The sequence below is a fragment of the Ruegeria sp. N4 genome, from assembly GCF_056531425.1.
Window position 1 is genome coordinate 1 of record NZ_JBQFLT010000019.1, and the last position, 22,502, is coordinate 22,502.

Annotated in this window: 21 protein-coding genes; 6 read left to right on the forward strand and 15 right to left on the reverse strand. The window is 60.9% G+C overall.

Annotated elements, in window-relative coordinates:
- Window positions 1-118: 118 nt before the first annotated feature.
- From ACR0LW_RS20450 to glyA, 5 genes are all read right to left on the reverse strand, one after another.
- Window positions 119-541, reverse strand: coding sequence for a universal stress protein (locus ACR0LW_RS20450; RefSeq protein ID WP_480884222.1), 423 nt, complete (start codon window positions 539-541; stop codon window positions 119-121).
- Window positions 542-620: 79 nt separating this feature from the next.
- Complete coding sequence (locus ACR0LW_RS20455; RefSeq protein WP_170456618.1) at window positions 621-1,994, reverse strand: alanine/glycine:cation symporter family protein; 1,374 nt, start codon at window positions 1,992-1,994, stop codon at window positions 621-623.
- 26 nt (window positions 1,995-2,020) lie between these two features.
- The gene (gene lipA / locus ACR0LW_RS20460) at window positions 2,021-2,965 is read right to left on the reverse strand and encodes a lipoyl synthase (protein ID WP_480884225.1); all 945 of its coding nucleotides are present in this window, start codon (window positions 2,963-2,965) and stop codon (window positions 2,021-2,023) included.
- 13 nt (window positions 2,966-2,978) lie between these two features.
- Complete coding sequence (gene lpdA, locus ACR0LW_RS20465) at window positions 2,979-4,358, reverse strand: dihydrolipoyl dehydrogenase (protein WP_480586727.1); 1,380 nt, start codon at window positions 4,356-4,358, stop codon at window positions 2,979-2,981.
- Between the two features lie 11 nt (window positions 4,359-4,369).
- Window positions 4,370-5,623, reverse strand: coding sequence for a serine hydroxymethyltransferase (gene glyA / locus ACR0LW_RS20470; protein ID WP_480884227.1), 1,254 nt, complete (start codon window positions 5,621-5,623; stop codon window positions 4,370-4,372).
- Window positions 5,624-5,770: 147 nt separating this feature from the next.
- Here glyA and ACR0LW_RS20475 point away from each other — a divergent pair, with 147 nt between their 5' ends.
- On the forward strand, window positions 5,771-6,373 hold the full coding sequence (locus ACR0LW_RS20475; RefSeq protein ID WP_170456626.1) for an XRE family transcriptional regulator: 603 nt from the start codon (window positions 5,771-5,773) through the stop codon (window positions 6,371-6,373).
- Between the two features lie 9 nt (window positions 6,374-6,382).
- Here the strand turns inward: ACR0LW_RS20475 and ACR0LW_RS20480 are convergent, their stop codons facing one another.
- The 5 genes from ACR0LW_RS20480 to ACR0LW_RS20500 all read right to left on the reverse strand — a co-directional run bounded on the left by ACR0LW_RS20480 (window position 6,383) and on the right by ACR0LW_RS20500 (window position 11,367).
- Window positions 6,383-7,153 (reverse strand): citryl-CoA lyase, encoded by a 771-nt coding sequence (locus tag ACR0LW_RS20480; RefSeq protein WP_480884229.1) that lies wholly within the window; start codon window positions 7,151-7,153, stop codon window positions 6,383-6,385.
- A complete protein-coding gene (locus ACR0LW_RS20485; RefSeq protein ID WP_480884231.1) occupies window positions 7,150-8,337 on the reverse strand; it encodes a CaiB/BaiF CoA transferase family protein in 1,188 nt (395 codons plus the stop codon). The genes ACR0LW_RS20480 and ACR0LW_RS20485 overlap by 4 nt, the downstream gene beginning before the upstream one ends.
- Window positions 8,327-9,838 carry a tripartite tricarboxylate transporter permease gene (locus tag ACR0LW_RS20490; RefSeq protein WP_480884233.1) on the reverse strand — a complete coding sequence of 504 codons (1,512 nt, stop codon included), beginning with the start codon at window positions 9,836-9,838 and terminating at the stop codon, window positions 8,327-8,329. Before ACR0LW_RS20490 ends, ACR0LW_RS20485 begins: the two co-directional genes overlap by 11 nt.
- 1 nt (window position 9,839) lies before the next feature.
- Window positions 9,840-10,322, reverse strand: coding sequence for a tripartite tricarboxylate transporter TctB family protein (locus tag ACR0LW_RS20495; RefSeq protein WP_480884235.1), 483 nt, complete (start codon window positions 10,320-10,322; stop codon window positions 9,840-9,842).
- Window positions 10,323-10,389: 67 nt separating this feature from the next.
- Entirely contained in the window at window positions 10,390-11,367 is a 978-nt protein-coding gene (locus tag ACR0LW_RS20500; RefSeq protein WP_480884237.1) for a tripartite tricarboxylate transporter substrate binding protein, read from the reverse strand.
- Window positions 11,368-11,475: 108 nt separating this feature from the next.
- Between ACR0LW_RS20500 and ACR0LW_RS20505 the strand changes: the two genes are divergently transcribed.
- Genes ACR0LW_RS20505 through ACR0LW_RS20515 form a run of 3 tightly spaced genes read left to right on the forward strand, consistent with a single transcriptional unit; the run spans window position 11,476 to window position 14,472 of the window.
- Window positions 11,476-12,144 (forward strand): response regulator transcription factor, encoded by a 669-nt coding sequence (locus tag ACR0LW_RS20505; RefSeq protein ID WP_480884239.1) that lies wholly within the window; start codon window positions 11,476-11,478, stop codon window positions 12,142-12,144.
- Window positions 12,134-13,495 carry a sensor histidine kinase gene (locus ACR0LW_RS20510; RefSeq protein ID WP_480884241.1) on the forward strand — a complete coding sequence of 454 codons (1,362 nt, stop codon included), beginning with the start codon at window positions 12,134-12,136 and terminating at the stop codon, window positions 13,493-13,495. Before ACR0LW_RS20505 ends, ACR0LW_RS20510 begins: the two co-directional genes overlap by 11 nt.
- The gene (locus tag ACR0LW_RS20515) at window positions 13,474-14,472 is read left to right on the forward strand and encodes an ABC transporter substrate-binding protein (protein WP_480884243.1); all 999 of its coding nucleotides are present in this window, start codon (window positions 13,474-13,476) and stop codon (window positions 14,470-14,472) included. Before ACR0LW_RS20510 ends, ACR0LW_RS20515 begins: the two co-directional genes overlap by 22 nt.
- Here ACR0LW_RS20515 and ACR0LW_RS20520 read toward each other — a convergent pair.
- On the reverse strand, window positions 14,459-14,845 hold the full coding sequence (locus ACR0LW_RS20520; RefSeq protein ID WP_480884245.1) for a winged helix-turn-helix transcriptional regulator: 387 nt from the start codon (window positions 14,843-14,845) through the stop codon (window positions 14,459-14,461). The genes ACR0LW_RS20515 and ACR0LW_RS20520 overlap by 14 nt on opposite strands.
- 137 nt (window positions 14,846-14,982) lie before the next feature.
- Here ACR0LW_RS20520 and ACR0LW_RS20525 point away from each other — a divergent pair, with 137 nt between their 5' ends.
- Window positions 14,983-15,699, forward strand: coding sequence for a glutathione S-transferase family protein (locus ACR0LW_RS20525; RefSeq protein ID WP_480586742.1), 717 nt, complete (start codon window positions 14,983-14,985; stop codon window positions 15,697-15,699).
- Here ACR0LW_RS20525 and ACR0LW_RS20530 read toward each other — a convergent pair whose 3' ends face one another.
- The 4 genes from ACR0LW_RS20530 to ACR0LW_RS20545 all read right to left on the reverse strand — a co-directional run bounded on the left by ACR0LW_RS20530 (window position 15,700) and on the right by ACR0LW_RS20545 (window position 21,127).
- The gene (locus ACR0LW_RS20530) at window positions 15,700-17,016 is read right to left on the reverse strand and encodes an HlyD family type I secretion periplasmic adaptor subunit (RefSeq protein ID WP_480884248.1); all 1,317 of its coding nucleotides are present in this window, start codon (window positions 17,014-17,016) and stop codon (window positions 15,700-15,702) included.
- Complete coding sequence (locus ACR0LW_RS20535; RefSeq protein ID WP_480884250.1) at window positions 17,013-18,737, reverse strand: type I secretion system permease/ATPase; 1,725 nt, start codon at window positions 18,735-18,737, stop codon at window positions 17,013-17,015. Before ACR0LW_RS20535 ends, ACR0LW_RS20530 begins: the two co-directional genes overlap by 4 nt.
- Before the next feature lie 218 nt (window positions 18,738-18,955).
- Window positions 18,956-20,074, reverse strand: a complete 1,119-nt coding sequence (locus ACR0LW_RS20540) for an aminotransferase (protein ID WP_480884252.1) — start codon at window positions 20,072-20,074, stop codon at window positions 18,956-18,958.
- A 39-nt stretch (window positions 20,075-20,113) separates the two neighbouring features.
- On the reverse strand, window positions 20,114-21,127 hold the full coding sequence (locus tag ACR0LW_RS20545; RefSeq protein ID WP_480884254.1) for an Ldh family oxidoreductase: 1,014 nt from the start codon (window positions 21,125-21,127) through the stop codon (window positions 20,114-20,116).
- Between the two features lie 202 nt (window positions 21,128-21,329).
- Between ACR0LW_RS20545 and ACR0LW_RS20550 the strand changes: the two genes are divergently transcribed.
- Window positions 21,330-22,460 carry an ABC transporter substrate-binding protein gene (locus ACR0LW_RS20550; protein ID WP_480884256.1) on the forward strand — a complete coding sequence of 377 codons (1,131 nt, stop codon included), beginning with the start codon at window positions 21,330-21,332 and terminating at the stop codon, window positions 22,458-22,460.
- Window positions 22,461-22,502 lie beyond the last annotated feature (42 nt).

Genomic DNA, 22,502 nt, shown 5'->3' on the forward strand with positions numbered 1-22,502 from the left:
CATCGGATACTGAACAGGCATCTCCCAGCCCGCAAAATCAACCAGCTTACCTCCCAAATCAACGTGCAAGGCGTACAAGGGCGTGCGTTTCATGTCGGACATAATTCTCACCTTTCGATCAGCGGGACTGGTAGCGAACGACCATGACGGTGCAATGCGCGTTGCGCACCACTCGGGCCAGGTTCGGGCCAATCTCATAATTCGGGAAATCGCCCTTGGTCGATGCCATGACGATCAGGTCAAAGCCGTTCTTATGGGCCAGCTTCAGGATTTCGCGGTAGACGCTGCCTTCTTCGATATGCACCGGCACGTCCGAGGCATTGCCGTGATCCAGAATGGCCTGAACCGCGCCCCGCACGTGGTCTTTGGCACCCGCGCCATAGTTGGCGGGCAGGTTCGGCAGCTGGATGATCTCGGGGATGACGGCCACCGCGTGCAGTTCGGCACCGTAGAATTTCGCCTGTTCCAACGCGACCGGCAGCGCAGTCTTCCACGAGCGGTCGTCAGTGTGATCGATTGGCAGCAGTATTTTCGTCGCCATCACGTCTCTCCTCGAGATAGGGAAATCTGTTTCAAAGGCGGGGGGCCGGGTTGGCCCCCCGTTTTTGCAAAGGCCGGGATTATTCGGCAGGCGTACCGCCGGGCTCTTCCGACTGGCCTCCGCTGGCAAAGAACTCTTTCGTCAGCTTGAAGACGATTGGGCTCAGCAGCGCCAGGGCGATCAGGTTCGGGATGGCCATCATGGCGTTCAGTGTGTCGGCCAGCAGCCAGATGAAACCCAGATCCGCGGTCGCTCCGAAATAGATCATGACGATCCACAGGACGCGGTAGGGGATCAGGGATTTCACACCCAACAGGAACTCGACGCATTTTTCGCCATAGAAGGACCAGCCGAGGATGGTGGTGAAGGCAAAGATCGACAGAGCGATGGCGATCAGATACCCGCCGATACCCGGCAGCGACAGTTCAAAGGCGTGGCTGGTGAGCGCTGCACCGGATTCACCCGATGTCCATGCACCAGACGAGATGATTGCCAGACCGGTGATCGAGCAGACGATGATGGTGTCGATGAACGTGCCCAGCATCGCGATCAGGCCCTGATTGACCGGACCTTTGGTCTCGGCTGCGGCATGTGCGATCGGGGCCGAGCCCAGACCGGCTTCGTTCGAGAACACACCACGCGCCACACCGAAACGGATCGCGGCCCAGACGGCAGCACCCGCGAAACCACCTTCGGCGGCGGACGGGGTGAAGGCGTAGGTGAAGACCAGCGACAGGGCGTTGCCAATGTTGCCAATGTTGATCAGCAGAACCAGCAGACCGGCGACGATGTAGGCGACCGCCATGAACGGAACCAGTTTACCGGCAACCGCACCGATGCGGGTGATGCCACCCAGGATCACGGCTGCGGTCAGAACCATCAGAACCACGCCGGTGACCGAGGTGTTCAGGCCGAAGTTCGATTCCAGAACCTGTGCCACACCGTTGGCCTGCACGCCGTTGCCGATACCGAAGGCTGCGATTGCGCCAAACAGGGCAAAGGCCACACCCAACCAGGCCCATTTCGCGCCCAGACCGTTCTTGATGTAGTACATCGGGCCGCCGACATAGTTGCCCAGCTCGTCCTTTTCACGGTATTTCACCGCGCAGACGGCTTCGGCATATTTGGTGGCCATGCCCACCAGGGCGGTCATCCACATCCAGAACAAGGCGCCCGGACCGCCCAGGAAGACAGCAGTGGCCACACCGGCAATGTTCCCCGTGCCGATTGTCGCCGACAGCGAGGTCATCAGCGCGTTGAACGGGCTGATCTGCCCCTCGCCCTGACCTTCACGGCCTTTGAACAGCAGGCTGAAGCCCGTGCCAATGCGCAGGATCGGCATGAATTTCAGCCCCACCTGCAAGAAGAAGCCGACGCCAAGGATGAGGACCAGCATCAGCGGCCCCCACACGACGCCATTGATGGCCCCTACGATTGAATTTAACGCTTCCATGGTTTCTCCCTCCCGATAGCGTTGGTTTATGCCCCTTTGGCGTCGGCCCGCTGGCGGGCCTGCCTGAGGGCGGCAAAATCTTCGTCCGCGTGGAACGACGACCGGGTCAGCGGAGTGGCTGACACGTGCAAAAAGCCCTTGGACCGTGCGATCTGTTCCAGTTGGGCAAACTCCTCCGGTGACCAGAACCGGTCGATCGGGTGATGTTTCGGGGTCGGCTGCAGGTATTGGCCGACGGTCAGGAAATCGACCTGTGCCGCGCGCAGATCATCCATCACCTGCCGCACGTCGTTCAGGCTTTCACCCAAACCAACCATCAGGCCGGATTTGGTGAAAATCTCGGGATTGGCGCGCTTGGCATCGTCCAGCAAACGTAGCGACGCATAGTACCGCGCACCGGGCCGAACCGTCGGATACAGATGCGGCACGGTTTCCAGATTGTGGTTGAAAACATCCGGCGCCGCATCGAACACAACATCCGCCGCATCGTCCTTGCCCAGAAAATCGGGCGTAAGAACCTCGACCGTGGTGCCGGGGTTCTGGTGGCGCACGGCTCGGATGGTCTGGGCGATATGCCCGGCCCCGCCATCGTCCAGATCATCGCGGTCCACCGAGGTGATGACCACATGGCGCAGGCCCAGCTTTTTCACCGCCGCCGCAACGCGCCCCGGCTCGAACGCGTCCAGCGCGTCGGGGCGACCTGTGGCGACGTTGCAGAAGGAACAGCCGCGGGTGCAGACCTCGCCCATGATCATCATGGTCGCGTGGCGCTTGGACCAGCATTCGCCGATATTGGGGCAGGCGGCCTCTTCACACACCGTTGCCAGATTGTGGTCACGCATCAGGCGGCGGGTTTCGTAATACTCAGGCCCCTCGATCTTTTTCCGGCGGATCCACTTTGGCTTGCGCGGAATGGCGCTGTCGGCCTTCTTGGCCTTTTCGGGGTGGCGGGGGCGAAGCTGGATGGTCATCTGGCGGCCCCCCTTACGCGTGGATCGCGCGGCCCATGACGTCAAGGCAGGCTTCCTTGACCGCCTCGCCCATGGCCGGGTGCGCATGACAGGTGGAGGCGACCTCGGACACGGTTGCGCCTTTGGTCATGGCCAGAACCAGTTCGGCAATCAGATCGCCGCCATGGGCACCGCAGATATGCGCACCCAGGATTTTGCCATTTGGACCCGCCAGAACCTTGACCGCGCCGTCGGTTTCTCCGGTCGAACGGGCACGCGAGTTGGCCATGAAAGCGAACTTGCCGACCGAATATTCGGTGCCCGCCTCTTTCAACGCCTCTTCGGTCAAGCCGACCGAGGCGACCTCGGGGTCGGTGTAAACCACGCCCGGAACGGTGTTGTAATCCACATGGCCTGCTTCACCGGCCAGCATCTCGACACAGGCAACGCCGTCTTCTTCGGCTTTATGCGCCAGCATCGGACCGGGGATGCAATCGCCGATGGCATAGATGCCGGGAACCGAAGTCTGGAACGCACCATCCACTTCGATGAAGCCACGCGGATTTACGGCAATGCCAAGCTCCTCCAGCCCAAGCCCGCGCGTGACAGGGCGGCGGCCAACGGCGATCAGAACCTTGTCGGCCTCGATCACCTCTTCCTTGTCCTTGCCGACCCGGTCCAGCGTCAGGGTCAATCCCGCCGCGCCCTTGTCGATGGACCTCAGGGCCCGGCCAAGCTGAAACTTCAGGCCACGTTTGGACAAGGACCGCTGCGCCAGTTTGGCAATTTCGCCATCGATGCCCGGCAGAACGCGGTCGAGATACTCGACCACCGTGACCTTGGCCCCCAATCGCGACCAGACCTGCCCCAGTTCCAGGCCGATCACACCTGCGCCGACAACAACCAGATGCTCGGGCACGGTGTCCAGTGCCAACGCCCCGGTCGAGCTCAGAACGTCCTGCTCGTCAATCTCGATCCCGTTCAGCGGGGTCGGCTCGGACCCTGTTGCGATCAGGATGCTTTTGGCCTCATAGACCGTGTCACCGACCTTTACCTGCCCATCGGCGGGAATGCTGGCCCAGCCCTCGATCAGTTCAACGCCGTTTTTCTGGAACAGAAACGCGATGCCCTTGGTCAGATCGCCAACGATCTTGTCCTTGCGTCCCATCATCGCGCCCACGTCGATGCTGGCCCCCTCGACCGCAATGCCATGGGAGGAGAGATGTGCAATTTCGGCATATTTGGCCGAGGAGGTCAGCAACGCTTTGGAGGGGATGCACCCCACGTTCAGGCAGGTTCCGCCGAGGGCCCCGCGCCCTTCGACGCAGGCCACTTTCATGCCCAGCTGAGCCGCGCGAATGGCTGCAACATAGCCGCCCGGCCCGCCGCCGATGACAATCAGGTCGTAGATCATGTCTTGGTCTTTCAGTAGATCGGGTGGCTGGCGCAGATCGCGCGGACTTTCCGGCGGGTGGCTTGTTCAACCGCTTCGTCACCGTCGGGGGATTGTGCCAGCGCATCCAGCACGTCGCCGATCAGGTGGCCGATCTGCTTGAACTCTTCGGGGCCAAAGCCCCGGCTGCAGCCAGCTGCGGTGCCCAGTCGGATGCCGCTTGTCACGGTGGGTTTCTCGGGATCGCCCGGCACGCTGTTCTTGTTGCAAGTGAACCCAGCCCGTTCCAGCGCGGCTTCGGCGTCTTTGCCGGTCACGCCGATGGGCCGCAGATCGACTAGCATCAGGTGGTTTTCCGTCCCGCCGGAAACGATGTCACACCCGCGCGCCATCATCACATTGGCCAGGGCCGCTGCGCTGTCGATCACGCGCTGCATGTAGGTTTTGAACTCGGGCTGCAGCGCCTCTCCGAACGCGACGGCCTTGCCTGCGATGACATGCATCAGGGGGCCGCCCTGCAAACCGGGGAACACGGCCGAGTTGATCTTTTTCGCCAGCGCTTCGTCATTGGTCAGGATGATCCCGCCACGTGGACCGCGCAGGGTTTTATGGGTGGTCGAAGTCACCACATGGGCATGTCCGATGGGCGAGGGGTGCAGGCCCGTCGCAACCAAACCGGCAATATGGGCCATGTCGGCCAGCAGCCATGCGCCGACCTCATCGGCAATGGCGCGGAAACGGGCAAAATCGATCTTCTGAGAATAGGCCGATGCACCGGCGATGATCAGCTTGGGCTTTTCGGCCTTGGCCAGCGCCGCGACCTGATCGTAGTCAATCAGCCCCGCATCGGTCAGGCCGTACTGGACCGGGCGAAACCACTTGCCGGATTGCGCGGGCTTCGCACCGTGGGTCAGGTGGCCGCCTGCATCCAGCGACATGCCAAGGATCGTATCACCGGGGTTGAGCAGGGCCAGCTTGACCGCGCCATTGGCCTGCGCGCCGGAATGCGGCTGGACGTTTGCGTATTCACACCCGAACAGCTGCTTCAGCCGGTCGATGGCTTCCTGCTCGACCTCATCCACATATTCGCACCCGCCATAATAGCGGCGGCCCGGATAACCTTCGGCGTATTTGTTGGTCAGGACTGAGCCCTGCGCGTCGATCACAGCCTGGGAAACGATGTTCTCGGATGCGATCAATTCGATCTGTTCAGCCTGACGGGTGCCTTCGCGGGCAATCGATGCGGCGATAACGGGATCGGCTTCGTGCAGCGGTGTTTTGAACATTTTCTCCTCCTCGATAACCGAATCCTCGGTTCGAAACTTAGTTTCCTATAGTGGAAAAAGTTCCCCCAAGGCAACATCCTTCTCACTTTTGTGAAGTTGCGAGATGATCGGAGACTCGGTAACCTTCGATAAAATAGGGAGATTTTTATGGGCGAAGACCAACGGATTGAGGCGTCCACCCACGAGGAAGAGGGCGAAGGGGCCGCATTGGGGCGGTCAATTCGCGATGCGCGCCGCGAAAAAGGCTGGACGTTGGAAGAGGCCGGGCGCGCTGCGGGAATCGGTCGCTCGACCCTGTCGAAGATCGAAAACAACCAGACCAAACCCAGCTTCGAGATCGTGCGCCGCCTGACTCAGGCGCTGGACATGAACCCGCCCCAGCTGTTCGTGCAATCCGGTCAGTCCGGCCTTACGGGTCGTCGCGATTTCACACCCAAGGGCGCGGGCGAGATGCGCGAAACCGCAACCTATCTGCACGAGCTTTTGTGCTCGGAACTGACCAGCAAGCGCATGTTGCCCTATGTCGCCACGATCCGCGCGCGCGATATTTCAGAGTTCGACCAGTGGGTGCGCCATTCCGGGGAAGAGTTCATGTATGTCCTCAGCGGTGAATTGATCTTTATCTCGGAACACTACCGCCCGCTGCCGATGAAGGCAGGGGATTCGCTTTATTATGACAGTGGGATGGGGCACGGCTGTATTTCGACCAGCGAGGAAGATGCAAAGGTGCTTTGGGTCTCGCTGGAATAGGGCGTTTCGCTATTCGTCTTTCAGATAGGTCCATCGGTAGTGCGGCGGCGTCGGCCCCTTGTTGCGCCCGCCTTGCTGCATCTGCTCCCAGGCGTGCGCCAGAATACCGACCGAGCGGGACAGGCAGAACAACCCACGCGCCAGCGGCGGGGCAAAGCCAAGCTCGGCATAGATCACCGCCGTTGCACCATCGATATTCATCGGAACGGGTTTGCCTTTGCGATGTGCAAGTTCGCCCTCGATCGCCCGTCCGATCCGCATGAAATCCCCGCTGCATGCCCCTTGATCGACGGCTTCAGTGACCAACTGCATCAGGCGCGGGGCGCGCGGGTCGGTTGGGGTGTGAAAACGGTGGCCGAAACCGGGCAGGATCTTTCCCTGCGTGGTGATCCAGTCATCCAACGCAACCGGCAGATCCTGCGTGTGATCCACGACAAAGTGATAAAGCTGAACCGCCTGCTCTCCGGCCCCGCCATGCACGTCCCCCAACATGTTGACCGCGCTGGCCATGGCGTTGTTCAGGGGCAGACCGCAGGTCACCGCCATTCGGGCCGCTGCGATTGAGGGCGCTTGCGGGCCGTGATCCACGGCGGCCACCAGCGCGGCTTCGAACAGATGGGCCTGCGCCGGGCTGGGTCTGTCGCCGCGCAGCATGAACCAGATCATCTCAGCGAAACTTAGGGTGCCGATCAGGTCCTGGATCGGCTCGCCGCGCAACTCAATCCGGCCCGGTTCCATGTCGATGATCGCGGTTTTCCACCAGTCGGAGACGTCGCTCAAATCACGCCCTCCCGTTGCAGGGCGTCGATCTCGGACTGGGTCAGGCCAAGCGCGGACCAGATGGCGGCATTGTCCGCCCCCAAATCCGGCGGCGCGGTTTCAGGGTGGTTGCGTGTGCCGTCCATGACAACCGGGCTGCCCGCCAGGTGCAGGGTTTCGCCCTGCACGTCCAGAGGCCCGATCAGACCACGCCCTGCCAATTGCGGGTCGTCGAGCGCATCGGCGACGGTCAGAACCTGCCCGGTGGGCACCCCAAGGCCATTCAACTCCTGCACCCATTCTTTTGCTGGCCGCGTGGTCAGCGTGCGCTCTAACTCCGCGCGCAAGGCATGGCGGTTTTTCTTCCGATCCTCGCGGGTTGCGTAGTCCGGATTGTCCAGAAGATCGGCCCGACCCAGGTGCCGGGCCAGGGCCTGCCATTGTTCATCCCGGTTGGCGGCGATGTTGATCGGGCTGTCTGCGGTGGCAAATGTACCGGACGGGGCCGAGGTTGTGTTCTCATTGCCATGCGCGGCGGGCGTCACGCCGCCGATCAGGTAATTTGACACGACCCAGCCCATTGTGGAAATCACCGCCTCGGTCATCGCGACATCCAGAAACGCGCCGCGCGGGGTGGCGTTCAGGGCGGATGTGATGGCGAAGGCCGCTGTCAGCCCGCCGACCGTATCGGCCAATGGATATCCGACGCGATAAGGGGCGGTGTCCGGCGCGCCGGTGATCGACATGACCCCGCTGATGCCCTGCACGATCTGGTCATAGGCCGGGTCGTCGCGGCGCGGCCCGTCCTGCCCGAACCCGCTGATGGCGCAGTAGATCAGGCGGGGGTTTTCGGCCTTCAGGACCTCATAGCCCAGACCCAAACGATCCATCACGCCGGGCCGGAAATTCTCGACCAGAACATCCGCCGTGCGAACAAGCCGTTTCAGCAGCGCCTTGCCGCGTTCGGATTTCATGTCCAAAGTGACGGATTTCTTCGCCGCGTTCTGGGCCAGAAAACTGATCCCCATCCCGGCCTTGTTGCGGTCCGGGTCAGCCCCCAGCACACGGGCCAGATCGCCGGAACCGGGGCGCTCGACCTTGATTACTTCGGCCCCCATCAGCGCCAGCTGATAACAGCAATAGGGGCCAGCAAGCACGTTCGTCAGGTCCAGAACGCGGATGCCGGCCAGAGGGTCAGTCGCCATCTGCCACACCGGCCGCCCGCGCCTTGGCCCGGCGTGCGCGGTAGCTGGGCAGCAGCACCAGAAGGACGGCGATCACCAGCAGGCCCAACGTCATCGGGCGTTCCCAGATGAAGGCGATGCCATCATACAGCTGCATCGAGCGGGCAAAGTTGTCCTCCATCATCCCGCCGAGGATGAACCCGATCAGCAGCGGGGCGAGGGGGTAGTCGGCGAATTTCAACGCGGTGGCGCAGATGCCGAAGCCGACGAGGATCAGCAACTCGGTGGCGTTGTTCTGGCCGATATAGGCGCCCATCAGGGTGAAAAACAGGATGAACGGGATCAGGTAGTTGCGCGGCACGGCCAGCACTTTGGCGATGTAGGGGATCAGCGGCAGGTTCAGGATCAGCAGAACCAGATTGCCGATGAACATCGACATGATGACCGCCCAGAAGATCTGAGGCTCATCCAGCATCAGGCGCGGACCGGGGGTCACGTTCAAAGCGATCAGCGCGCCCAGCAGAATGGCCGTGGTCCCGGACCCCGGAATGCCCAGCGTCAGCAGCGGCACGAATGACCCGGTACAAGCTGCGTTGTTGGCGGATTCTGGTGCAGCGAGGCCCTTAATCGATCCTTTGCCGAACTCGTCCTGTTCCTGCTTCGGCGCGATGTTGCGCTCGACCGCGTAGCCGAGGAAGCTGGCGATCGTGGCCCCGGCCCCCGGCAGAACGCCGATGAAGAAACCTTGCACCGATTGGCGACCGATCACGGGCGCGATGGCTTTGGCCTCGTCTTTGGTGATGCGCAGGTCTTTGATCTCTCCGTCATCGCCTTGCAGGTTCTTGGGTTTCAGAACCAGAAACAAAGCCTCGGGCAGGGCGAACATCGCCATGGCCAGCGTGATGAAGCCAAAGCCGGATTGCAGGTCCATGATCCCCATGGTGAAGCGAGGCAGGTTGAACAAAGCGCCTTCGCCGACGGTTGCCATGATCAGGCCAAGGATCGTCATGATCAGCGCCTTGGCCACCTGACCCGACCCGGCAAAGGCGGCAATGGCAGACAGGCCCACAACCATCAGGGCGAAATACTCAGCCGAGTGGAACAGCAACGCGACCGAAGACAGGGCAGGGGCGAAGACCATCAGCAGAATGGCCCCCAACGTGCCGCCTGCGAAACTGGCGATGGCGGCGATGGTCAGCGCCTTACCGGCCTTGCCTTGCCGCGCCATCGGGTAGCCATCGAAGCTTGAGGCCACGGTGCCCGCGACCCCCGGCGCGTTCAGCAAAATGGATGAGGTCGAGCCGCCAAAGATCGCGCCGTAATAGACGCCCGCCAGAAGGATCAGCGCAGCCGACGGATCGCCCATCGAAATCGCAACCGGGATCATGATGGCGATGATCGACATCGGCCCAAGGCCGGGAAGCATGCCGATGAAGGTGCCGATCAGACAGCCCGCGATGACCATCAGAAGGTTTTGGATTGAGAATGCCGTTTGCAGGCCGATCAGAAGTCCTTCGAGCATATCAGCCTCCGAAAATGCCCGGCAGGGGGCGCATGTAGATGCCAAGGACTTCCTGAACCAGATACCAGACCGCGCCGGTGGCGATGAAGGCAACGGGCAGCATGATATGCCACTTGCGCTCGCCCAGAATGAATGAGCCGAAGATCAGGAAGGCGGAGGTTGAGATCAGAAAGCCAACGGGCCGCAGGCACAGGGCATAAATCACCATCAGGGCCAACAGCATCAGGGCCTGATCAAGGTGATACTCCCCCAACCGCCTATAGTCGATATCGGCCTCCTTCGGCTCGGACTTTTCGAAACCTAACAGGATGATTGTGCAGGCGATGATGCCCAGAACCGACAGCACTTTGGGGAAGGTGCTTGGCCAAATTGGGTTGCGCTGCATGAAGGGGGGCAGGCTGCCATCCATCGTAAACCAGGCGGCGTAGCCATAGGTCAGACACACCCCAAGCAAAACAAGCGCGATCCAGCGATCCAACGCCATGACATCCCCTCCCTTACGTGTTCTTTTTGTGTGGCAGAGCGGTGAACCGCTCTGCCATGGGTGGTGCTTACAGGAAGCCCAGCTTCTTCATCAGATCGCTGATTTGCTGTTCTTGCTGCTCGAGAAAGGCCGAGAAATCGTCGCCCGAATTGTGGATGTTCACCCAACCATTGCGCGCGCGTACTTCTTCCCATTCGGGGGTGTCATACATCTTGGCGATGGCGTCCTGATAGGCGGCCAGCTTGTCTTCGGGCAGGCCGGGGGCTGCGAAGAACCCGCGCCAGTTGACGAAGGTTGTGTCGATGCCCTGTTCCATCATGGTCTGCGCGTCCGGTGCTGCGTCCACACGCTCATCCGCAGTCACGCCGATGATTTTCACTTCGCCCGCATTCGCCAGATCGACGGCTTCCGAGAAACCGGTCGACAGCGCTGCGATCTCGCCCGACAACAGGGCTGCCATAGCTTTGCCGCCCGCGTCATAAGGGATGTATTTGACGCCAAGCGCGTCCTTACCGGCCGCTTCCATCACCATGGCCGCAACAAGATGGTCCATACCGCCCGGGACCGAGCCGCCGCCGATGGCTGTCGCACTAGGGTCAGCGTCATAAGCCGCCAGCAGGTCCGCCATCGAGTTGATCGGGCTGTCCTTGCCGACAACAATGGCCGCGTAGTCGCCGATCGTGCCGGACACCAATGTCAGGTCACGGAAGTTGTGCGGGAACACCCCGGTCAGCGAGCGGATCACGATGGGGGTCGAGTTCACCATCAACGTGCCATGGTTGCTTTCGGCGTTTTCGATCAGATAGCCGATGGCTTTACCGCCGCCGCCACCCGACATGTTCTCGTAAGACGCGGTGCCCACAAGGCCCGCTTTGGTCAGCGCTTCGCCGGTTCCGCGCGCGGTGCCGTCCCAGCCGCCACCTGCGCCGCCGGGGATCAGAAAGTGGATGCTGTCTACAACCTCATCCGCGAATGTCGGCCCGGCAAGACCAACAGCGGCCACAGCCGCGATCAGGGCGCGACGGCCCAGTTTGAATGTCGTCATGTTTTCCTCCCATTTGACAACCGGCCGCTTGGCGGCTCAGATTATCGTCAAGAAAAACACATCAACCTGACATCAACCTGTCACGCGCGAAAATACTGCTTACGCCTTATGAAATTCCTGCTGGTCGAAGACAATCTGGACCTCGCGAATGCGATCAGTTCGCGGATGCGGCTGGATGGCCATGTCGTTGATCATGCAGCGAAACTGGACGATGCGACGGCCTATGTGGAAACCGAGGAATATGATCTGATCCTGCTGGACATCATGCTGCCCGATGGCGACGGTCGCAACTTTCTGAAACGGCATCGGGCCAGTCATCTGGACACGCCTGTCATCGTTCTGACGGCCCGCAGTCAGGTATCGGATCGAATCGGATCACTCGATCTGGGGGCGGATGATTACGTCACCAAACCCTTCGATCATGCCGAGCTTGAGGCCCGCTGCCGCGCCGTTCTGCGCCGCAAATCAGGGATCGCCAAATCGACGATTGAGATTGGTGGGATCGTTTTCGATCCTGTAGCGGGTCATTTGGGTGTGGGGTCCGAGACCGTGTCCCTGCGCAACCGCGAACTGCGCCTGTTGGAGTTGTTTCTGAACGCCCCCGGTCAGGTTTTTTCCAAGCAGAAGCTGGCGGATCGGTTGTTTTCCTATGACGATAACGTCTCGGATAACGCGATCGAGGTCTATGTGGGCCGCTTGCGCAAGCATCTTGAAAGCTCGGACCTGAAGATCACCACGTTGCGCGGGCTGGGGTACAGGTTGGATCATGTCCGCTAGCGCTGCCGTCTCGGGGTCTTTACGCAACCGGCTGGTGCTGACCCTGATCGGAGGCGCGGCCATTCTGGCGCTTTTGCTGTTCTTTGCCGTGCGCAGCTACGCGGCCCGCGTGGCGCAGCAAGGGCAGGACAATATCCTTGGTGCGTCGGTCACCTCGATCCTGGATGCCGTGGCGCTGCGGGACGGAGAGCTTGAGGTCGACATCCCCTACGCCGCGTTTTCCATGCTCAACACCCCGTCGGATGACAGGGTGTTTTATGCAATCTTTCAGGACGGCCAGCTTTTGTCCGGCTATGACGATTTGCCCGTAACCAACAGCACCCCGGACGGTGGCTGGACCTTCCGCTCGGGTCAGGTCCGGGGCGAGGCGATAAGGCAGGTCAGCGCCAGCCGGACTTTGGTCGGGCTTGGCACCCGGACACAGGTAGAAGTGGCCTTGGGGCAAACGCAGGACGCGCTGGCCGAGACGCTGGATCAGATCTCGCGCAATGCTGCCTTGCTGGGGCTGGGGTTCTTTGCCCTGGCCGCCGGCTTGTCCTTTTGGGCGACCTCCTCCACCATTGGGCAGTTGAACAAGCTGACCACATCCGTCACGCGACGGGGGCCGCAGGACCTGAGCCCGTTCCGAAAACCGGTGCCACGGGAAATGGCGCCGCTGGTGACGTCGCTGAATTCCCTGATGGGGCGGCTGGATCACTCGCTCAGCCAGTCCGAGGAATTTATTGCCGAGGCCGCGCATCGCGTTCGCACCCCTTTGGCTACGGTCCGGTCTTATGCGGATGCCACGTTGCAGCGCGTGGAGAAGGAAGAAAACCGCGAGGCGTTGCGATCGATGGTGCGGGCCATCGACGAAAGTTCACGTGCGGCGGGGCAGTTGCTGGATCATGCGATGATCACCTTCCGGGCCGATCATCTGGAACGGGAAGAGATCGATCTGGTCACCCTGATCCGCGATCTGGTCCAGCGCCTGACACCGATTGCCGAGATGAAGGATTTGTCATTGTCGCTGACCGGTGATCCGGCGGTGCCTTATTCGGGCGATCTTATCCTGATCCAGAACGCCGTGCGCAACATGATCGACAACGCGCTGAAATACGCACCCGTCGACAGCACCGTCAGGATCGAGGTCACAACCCCGCCCAAAGTCACTGTCAGCGATCAGGGGCCGGGTTTCCCACCAGACGAGATTGATCTGCTGACCCGCCGGTTTGAACGCGGCCAGAACGCCGTTGGAACCATCGGATCCGGTCTGGGTTTGACGATTGCGCAGGATGTGGCGACGGCGCATGGGGGCACACTGACCCTCAGCAACCGGCAGGAGGGCGGCGCATGCGTTTCCTTGTCGCTTTAGCGTTTCTCCTGTTGCCCTGCGCTGTGTCAGCTCAGGACTGGGAAGATCGGCAGGTGTTCAACGCGGATGCCGGTGGTCCGGTTCTGCGCGTTCTGTCCAGCACCGACACGGTGTTGTTTGCACCACTGATCGAGGATTTCATTTCCGAAAATCCCATGATCGGGATCGAATACCTTGTGACCACCACCGCCGATATCGACCTTCTGGTCCGCGCCGACCCGGATGCGTTTGACATCGTCATCTCAAGCGCGATGGACCTGCAGTTGAAACTGGCCAATGACGGGTTTGGTCTGCCATTGACGGACATACCCCATCCGGACTGGGCGCAATGGCATGACAGCCTGTTTGCGTTTACCTCGGAACCGGCCTCAATCGTGATCAACCGTGCCGCTTTCGAAGGCGGGCCGATCCCCGAAACCCGGCAGGAGTTGATCGAGATCCTGCGCGCCCGTCCGCAGGATTTTCGCGGTAAGGTCGGGACCTATGATATTCGGGACTCGGGGTTGGGCTATCTGTTTGCAACGCAGGACGCGCGGGCCTCGGAAACCTATTGGCGGTTGATGGAGGTGATGGGAGGCCTCGGCGTTCATCTGTATTGCTGTTCAGGTGCGATGATCGACGATTTGACGGATGGCACCATTTCCGTCGCCTATAACGTGCTTGGCAGCTACGCGGCGGGGCGAGCGGATCGGGATGGTGTGCTGCAGGTCATCCTGCCGACGGATTTCCAAACCACAATGATGCGCACGGCGATGGGTTTGGCGGGTACTCCGGAACCCCAAACCGCCGAGCTGTTCGTGCGCTATCTGATCGCGCAAAACGCGGGCGGCGCGGCCTCGCTGCCGACGCTGCAATCGGGCGGGGCCGCAAACGCGCGCGGGACGATTGTTCTGGGCCCTGCATTGCTGACCTATCTCGATCAGCTGAAACGGCGGAAATTCCTGAGCGACTGGGAAAACGCGGTTATTCAGAGGTAGGGTCGGACGCTGTCAATGCGGGCGGCAACAGATCGCTCCATTTCCTCAACTCATCCAGAAAGCCCAATGCTGTCTGGCCGAACGCGGTGATCGAATACTGAACCGAAACCGGTGCGGTGTTCATCACGCGTCGGTGGATAAGCCTTTGCTGTTCAAGCTGCCTGAGGCGTTCGGCGATCATCTTCTTGCTGGCACCTCCGATCATGCGGGACAGGTCGTTAAAGCGCACAGGCCCATCCTTGAGGTGCCACAGAATGGACCCGGTCCACTTGCCGCCGATGATCCGCATTCCACGTTCTATCGCGCAAGGTTCGGCGCAGGCATTGGTGGCGATGCGACGCCCATCTTTGTCCTGATTGATCTGTGCCCGCATCTTTCGCGCCTTTTCCGGATTACTAGGTTACAAAAAGTATACTGGTTGCTTTTCCTTTCCGCAATTCACAGGTTCACGATACGCCAAGCCCGACCCGGCATGGCCGCCCGCAAACCCCGAACGCACTGAGGATGACCATGTCCCAAGCCGAAATTCATCTGTACACCGCCGGAACCATGAACGGTTACAAACCTGTCATTTTTCTGGAAGAGGCAGGTATTCCCTATGACCTGACTCATATCAATTTCTCAAAGCAGGAACAGAAAACGCCCGAGTTTCTGGCCCTGAACCCCAATGGCAAAATCCCCACGATCGAAGACCGGACCGAAGGGCGGGCGATTTTCGAAAGCGGCGCGATCCTGTGGCATCTGGCCGAGAAATACGGAAAATTCCTGCCGTCCGATCCGGTCAAGCGGTCCGAGGTCATGCAGTGGATGCTGTTTCAGGTTGGCCATGTTGGGCCGATGATGGGGCAGGCAATGTATTTTCAGCACATCGCCGCCCCGAACGGCCATGAAGAGCCGTTTTCCATCCGCCGCTATGTCGACGAAAGCCGCCGGCTGATGGAGGTGATGAATGATCGCCTGAACGGGCGCGACTGGATCGCGGCGGGGGAATACACGATTGCGGATATGATGCTGTATCCTTGGGCGCGGGCGTATGTATGGGCTCGGGTGAAGGTGGATGACCTGCCGCATCTGAACGCGTGGTTTGATCGCATCGACGCGCGCCCTGCGGTTCAGAGGGCGCTGACCATTCCGAAGGCCAACCCGCAGTTCTGGGATGCTGATGCCGATGCCAGCGCATTCGCCAGGGAAAACGCCGCGCGGTTCTCGGGTGATGTCAAAAGCTGATCACTCGCGGAAGGCGCGGTTGAAGTAATCGGACATCGGTTTGACCAGATAGGACAGGGGGGTGCGCTCATCCGTCTTGATCATCGCTTCGACCGGCATGCCGGGCAGCAATGCCTGACCGTTCAGACGTTCGACCTGCCCGTCATCCGGCACAAGCTCGGCCCGGTAAAAGGTAAAGCCGGTCTGATCGTCGGTGAATGTGTCGGCCGAGACGTTGATCACATGCCCGTCAATCTCGGGCGTTTCCCGCTGATTGAAGGCAGGAAAGCGCAGGGCGACCGGTTGGCCCACATGCAACTGATCCACGTGGATCGCGTCCACCCGTGCCGCCACCACCAAAGGCGTGTCCTGCGGCACCACATACATCATCGGTTCAGCCGGTTGGATCACCGATTGCAGCGCAAATACCTGACTGTCGTAAACCGTGCCCGAAACCGGTGCACGGATATCCAGCCGTGACAGACGCTCGGTCAGGGACAAACGCCGTTCCGACAACTCCGCGACCTGAGATTGCACGTCGCGCAATGTGGTGATCGCCTCTTCCCGGCGTGTGGCGGCCAGTTCGAGGATTTGAATCTCGGTCGCCGCGATCTGACCTTTCAACCGGGCCACTGCGGCCTCAAGCCGTCCGATTTCGCCGGTCAGGTTGGCCTCTTCCCGTTGCAGGGCCAGCACCCGGCTGACTTGGGTCAGGCCGCGCTCCAGCAGGCTTTGCTGATCCTCAAGCTCTTGCTGGATCAGATCGACCTGACGGCGCAGCGAGACAAGCTGCGCCTCGGTTCCGTCAATCTCGCTTTCGGTTTGCACCAACTGTTTGCTCAGCTGTTCGGTCTGCTGGGCCAAGGTGTTCAGCCGTGCGTCGAACAGGCGTTGTTGCCCGTCGATAAGGTCCGGGGCGATGCCGTTTTCCTGTTGAACTTCGCGCAGACGGGCGGCCAGGTCTTCAGGCGCGGCATTGTCGCGTTCGGCCTCAAGCCGGGCACGGCGGGCCAGCAACTCGAACAGCTGCGCCTCGACAATGGTCTTTTCCGATGACAGGAAGGTGTCATCCAGCCGCAGCAACAGATCCCCGCTGGAGACAACGGCCCCGTCACGCACGAAAATCTCGCCGACCACACCGCCGTCGGGGTGCTGTATGACCTGACGGTTGCTTTGCACCTCGATCACACCGGACGAAACGATGGCCCCGGCCAGACGTTGTGTGACGCTCCAGACACCAACCACGCCCACCAGAAAAAATAGCGCAGCAAAGCCGACCATGGCAGGCAGCGTAATCCGCCACGCGGAACGCCCGTCCGGTTTTGAAGTGTCCGTCATCCCGAAGTCACCTGGCTGAGATTTCGTTTGATCGCCCCGGCATTCTGGACCATGGCATTCAGAACCTCGTCGCGGGTGCCGAATTTGACCAGTTGTCCCTTCTCGACCACCGCCAGATTGTCACATTCCGAGATCGCCTGCGGCCGGTGCGTCATGATGATCGCCGACTTTCCGGTGGCTTTCAGCCCGCGCACAGCGGCATTCAGCGCCTCGGTTCCGTCTGCGTCCAGCGCCGAGTTCGGCTCGTCCAGAATTAACAACACCGGGTCCCCATAAAGGGCGCGGGCCAGTGCGATGCGCTGTTTCTGACCGCCCGACAACTGACTGTCATTGCCTTCCAGAAACGTGTCATAGCCCTTTTCCAGAGACAGGATCAGCTCGTGCGCGTTCGCCTTTTTGGCGGCATCGACCACGGCCTGAGAATCGGGGTTCTGGGACATGCGGGCGATATTTTCGGCCACCGATCCGTTGAACAGGGTCACTTGCTGCGGCAGATACCCGATGTGCTGACCCAGATCGTTAGGGTCATATTGGTCCAACGTTGCACCACCCAGACGAATTTCACCCGCGGCGGGGCGCCAGAGACCGAGCAAAGCCTTGGCCAGTGTGGTCTTGCCCGACCCGCTTTTGCCAATCACACCAAGCGCTGTTCCGGGTTCAAGGTTCAGCGTGACATTACGCAAGGTCGGCGCTTTGGCACCCGGCGGGATGACCGTCAGCCCCTTTGCCGCCAGTTGCGCTGCAGGTGTCGGCAGCTTGGTCCGTTCAGCCTCGGGCGGGGTCTGGTCCAGAAACTGGTTTAGCGAGGTCCAGGCGGTGCGGGCCTTTTCGACCATGCCCCATTGTCCGATTGATTGTTCGACAGGTGCCAGCGCGCGGCCCAGCAGGATCGATCCCGCGATCATCGCGCCGGGCGACAGCTCGTTCTGCAACACCAGCCAGGCCCCAAGCGCCAGCATGGCCGATTGCAGGAACAGGCGCAGCGATTTGGTCAGCGACGTAAAGCTGCCGGTCCAGTCACTGGCCGCAATGGTCTGGCGCAGCGCGTCCGAGCGCTGGTTCAGCCAGCGCAGCGTCACGTCCTGTTGCATCCCTTGCGAGCGGACGACTTCCGCCGCCTGACGCGCATGTTCGGAAAAGGCGTTCGCGCGCGCTGAGGCGGCTTGCGCCTCGGCCACTTTGCGGCGGGTCAGGGCCTGATTCAGCAGCGCAATCACGATCAGCAACCCGCCGCCCGCGACGGCCAGCCAGCCCAGCAGCGGGTGAAAGATGAAAATTGCGGCCAGAAACACCGGGGTCCAGGGGATATCCATCACGGCCAGCAAAACCGGCGAAGCACACAGGTTCTGGATCGACTCGAGATCGCGCAATGCCGTTGCCGGGGCTGCACGGGCCTGCGGGTTCAGCGACCGGCGCAGCGTGGCGTCAAACACTCGCGCGTCCAGCTGCGACTGGAAACGCGCACCAAACCGCGCGACGATGCGCCCGCGCGCGAAATCCAGCATGGCCATTAGCCCGTATAGCAGCGCGACCAGCAAAAACAGCGCCGTCAGCGTTTCGACCGCGCGCGAGCCCAGAACACGGTCATAGACCTGCAGCATGAACAACGGCCCGGTCAGCATCAGCAGGTTCACGAAGATGCTGAACAGAAAGGCTAGCGCCAGAAAGGTCATACCCTGATTGCGCGTATTGCGCAGTTCATGACGTGGGGCAGCCGGCATTTGGTGCTGGGGTCTCAAAATTCAAAATCCACATCAATCAGGTTGGGCCGGCGGTTAAGAAAGCCCGGCCATTGTTGCGAAGAACCAATCCTTTTTCGAGGAAGAAATTGCAAATCACAAGGCAAAGTAGCGGCGGCTTTCGGCCATTCCCTTGGCGAGCATCCGCCTTGCCAGGGAAATCCACACAGGGTTGCGCGTCTTTGTTGTGGCCGCCGGGCTTATCTTGCCGCCAGAAACTCTGACACGCGGGACAAGCCCTGTTTCAGGATTTCAGGACCGTTGGCATAGCCGATGCGCACATAGCCCTCCATCCCAAGGGCTGATCCGGGGGTGAACATCACACCGGTCTCCTGCAACAGCTTTACGCAGAAATCGCGGGAACTGATTGGCAGGTCGTATTTCAGCAGGGCAGTGGTGCCGGATTTTGGTTTGACCCAGGAGATCTTAGGTTCCTGTGCCACCCAATCCTGCAGGATTTCCAGATTGCCGCGCGTGATCCGCTGGCTGCGGGCCAAAAGCTTGTCTTTGTTCTCTAGCGCCAGCGCAGCAAAGTGATCGTCGATCATCCCGACCGAGATGGTGTCATAGTCGCGGTGTATTGTGACCGCCTCGATCACCTCGGTTGGTGCGGCGATCCAGCCCAGCCGCAAACCCGCCAGTGAGTACGCCTTGGACATGCCCGCAGTGCTGATGCCTTTTTCGTAGATGTCGGTAATCGACGCGCTGATGCCCGAGCCGTCCTGATCGGTGCCCCGATACACCTCATCACACAAAATCCACGAATCCGCGGCGCGGGCAATGTCGGCGATGTCTTCCAACATGGCCCGGTCCATCAATGCGCCGGTTGGGTTGTTGGGGTTGTTGAGCGCGATCAGCCTGGTGTCTGGCGTCACAAGGGCGCGCAGCTCATCCAGATCGGGGAGGAATTCGTTTTCCTCACGCAGCTGAAGATGATGCACATCGGCGCCGATGCTGGCGGGGATCGAGTAATGTTGCTGATAGGTCGGCACCACCGCCACAACCCGGTCTCCGCGTGAGACCAGTGTCTTATGGATCAGCATATTGGCCCCGATGGTGCCGTGGGTGACGATTGTGTTTTCAACCGACTGGTTTTCATACAGCGCCGCAATGGCGCGGCGCAGCCGGTCGGACCCTTCGATGGCGCCATAGGTCATTTTCAGGTCCAGAAGCTCGGACAGGTCGGTTGCATTTCGGCCTGTCAGGGTCAGCAATTCCTGAATGGTCAGGCTTTCCACGCAGGTTTCGGCCAGATTCCAGTCGCATCTGGTTTCCCATTCGTTCATCCAAATCTCGACGCCGAAAGGTTCGATATACATGGCTGAGGGTCCTTGAGTCGTGTGCTGCCTTGGCTGTCCTTAGATCAACGCCTCAAGCTGGTCCAGAACATCAACACTGACGGCCACGCCATTTTCTTGGGCTTCGGCCCGCCGTCTTAGCCGTCCGTCACCGGGCACGCGGGCGTCGCCATTGCCTTCGATTTCGGCGCAGATCCGGGCGATGTAGTCCGCAAACGCATCATTGCCAAATCGCGCCGGGTCCAGCGCGATCAATGTTGCGCCGCCCTTGATGTTCAGCGCGCCATGCGCCTCGCGCGCGTCGTTGTCGACCGACAGGGTGCCGCCTGCAAGGGCCGCGCCCAAAACCTCGACCAGAAAGGCGATCCCGGCCCCTTTGTGACCGCCAAAGGGCAGCAGGCTGCGGGTTTCCAGAATGGCGTTCGGGTCCGCGGTCGGGTTGCCTTCGGTATCCAGCCCGGCGGGGTGCGGCAGGTCGTGCCCCTCGGCAGCGGCCATCTTGATGTCCAGAAACGCAACGGCCGAGGATGCCTGATCCCACACCACCGGTGCGGCCCCGTCGCGCGGGCAGGCAAAAGACATGGGGTTGGTGCCAAACACCGGGCGTTGTCCGCCCTGCGGCACCACCAGCGACAGTGAGTTGACTACGGCGAGCGCCACCAAACCCGCCTCGGCCAGGGGTTCCGTGTCGAACCGCAGGGCGGCCAGATGGTGGCAATTGCCGCAGGTGAAGGCGGCAATGCCGTTCTCGCGCGCCATGGCGATCAGGTCGTCGCGGGCGGCGGTGGCTGCAATCTGATAATACCCGTTGTCCCCGTCGCCACGCAGAACACCCGGTGCGATGCGCTTGATTTCCGGTTGCGCGGAGGGGTTGGCATAGCCCGAGGTGAAGCTTTGCACATAGACCGGCAGGTTGCGTAGGCCGTGGCTGCGCGGCCCGTCGCGTTCGGATTGTGTGACAATATCTGCCAGAACGTCGCTGCCACACTCATCCATACCAGCGCGGATCAGCACTGATTTGGCCAAAGACCGGATTTCGGTCAGCGAAAGGGTTCGTGTCGGAGCGTGTGCCACAGAAAAATCCTTTGCTTTCAGGCTGCAATTGGGGCCGGTTCGGATCTGGCCTGCGGCCCGAGCGTTGCATGTCTTTCATAGGTTTGAAAGGGCGACGCGCCGGTTTTCCGGGGCAGGGGGCAGCGATTTGAATTGAAAGCCGGGTCCAAAGAATGCTTAACACTTGGCATAAAGACGAAAACAAGTGACGGGGAGAACCAAGATGAAGAAGATTCTTATGGCAACGGCGGCCGCAGCTTTGATGGCAGCCCCGGCGCTGGCCGAGACCAAGGTGGGCATGATCACCACATTGTCGGGCGGCGGGGCCGGTCTGGGCATCGACGTGCGCGACGGGTTCATGCTGGCGATCCAGCAATCGGGCCGCGACGATATCGAAGTTGTCATCGAGGATGATCAGCGCAAACCGGATATCGCGGTGCAGCTTGCCGACAAGATGATCCAGTCCGAGAAGGTGGATGTGCTGACCGGTATCATCTGGTCGAACCTTGCCATGGCCGTTGTGCCCTCGGTCACGGCGCAGGGGAAATTCTATCTGTCGCCAAATGCCGGACCCTCGCCGCTGGCCGGTAAGGGGTGTCACCCCAACTATTTCAACGTCGCCTGGCAGAACGACAACCTGCACGAGGCTGCGGGCGCCTATGCCAATACCGCCGGATACGGCAACAGCTTCATCATGGCCCCGAACTATCCCGCCGGGACCGACGCGCTGACCGGATACAAGCGGACCTTCGAAGGCGATGTAGCGAGCGAGGTCTATACCCAGCTGGGTCAGACCGACTATGCCGCCGAAATCGCGCAAATCCGCGCGTCGGGCGCGGACAGCGTATATTTCTTCCTGCCCGGCGGCATGGGGATTTCCTTCCTCAAGCAATACGCCGACAGCGGCGTGGACATTCCGGTCGTGGGTCCTGCGTTCAGCTTTGATCAGGGCATTTTGCAGGCGGTCGGTGACGCCGCGCTTGGAGTTGTGAACACTTCGCAGTGGAACAAGGACATCGACAACCCGACGAACGCGGCCTTTGTCGAAAGCTTTCAGGCCGAGTACGGACGTCTGCCGTCGCTCTATGCCAGCCAGGGCTTTGACACGGCGAACCTGCTGATCTCGGCCATCGAGGCCGCAGACGTGTCGGATGCGGACGCGTTCCGCGAGGCGCTGCGGGCCGCGAATTTCGACAGCACGCGCGGCGATTTCTCATTTGGTCCAAACCACCATCCGGTACAGACAATCTACGCGCGCGAGGTTGTTCAGGAAGGCGATGTCTTCACCAACAAGATCATCGGCACCGCGCTTGAGGACCATTCCGACGCATATGCTGCTGACTGTAGCATGTAACACCACGCCCCGGGGTTGATCCCGGGGCTTCCCCTTCGTCCT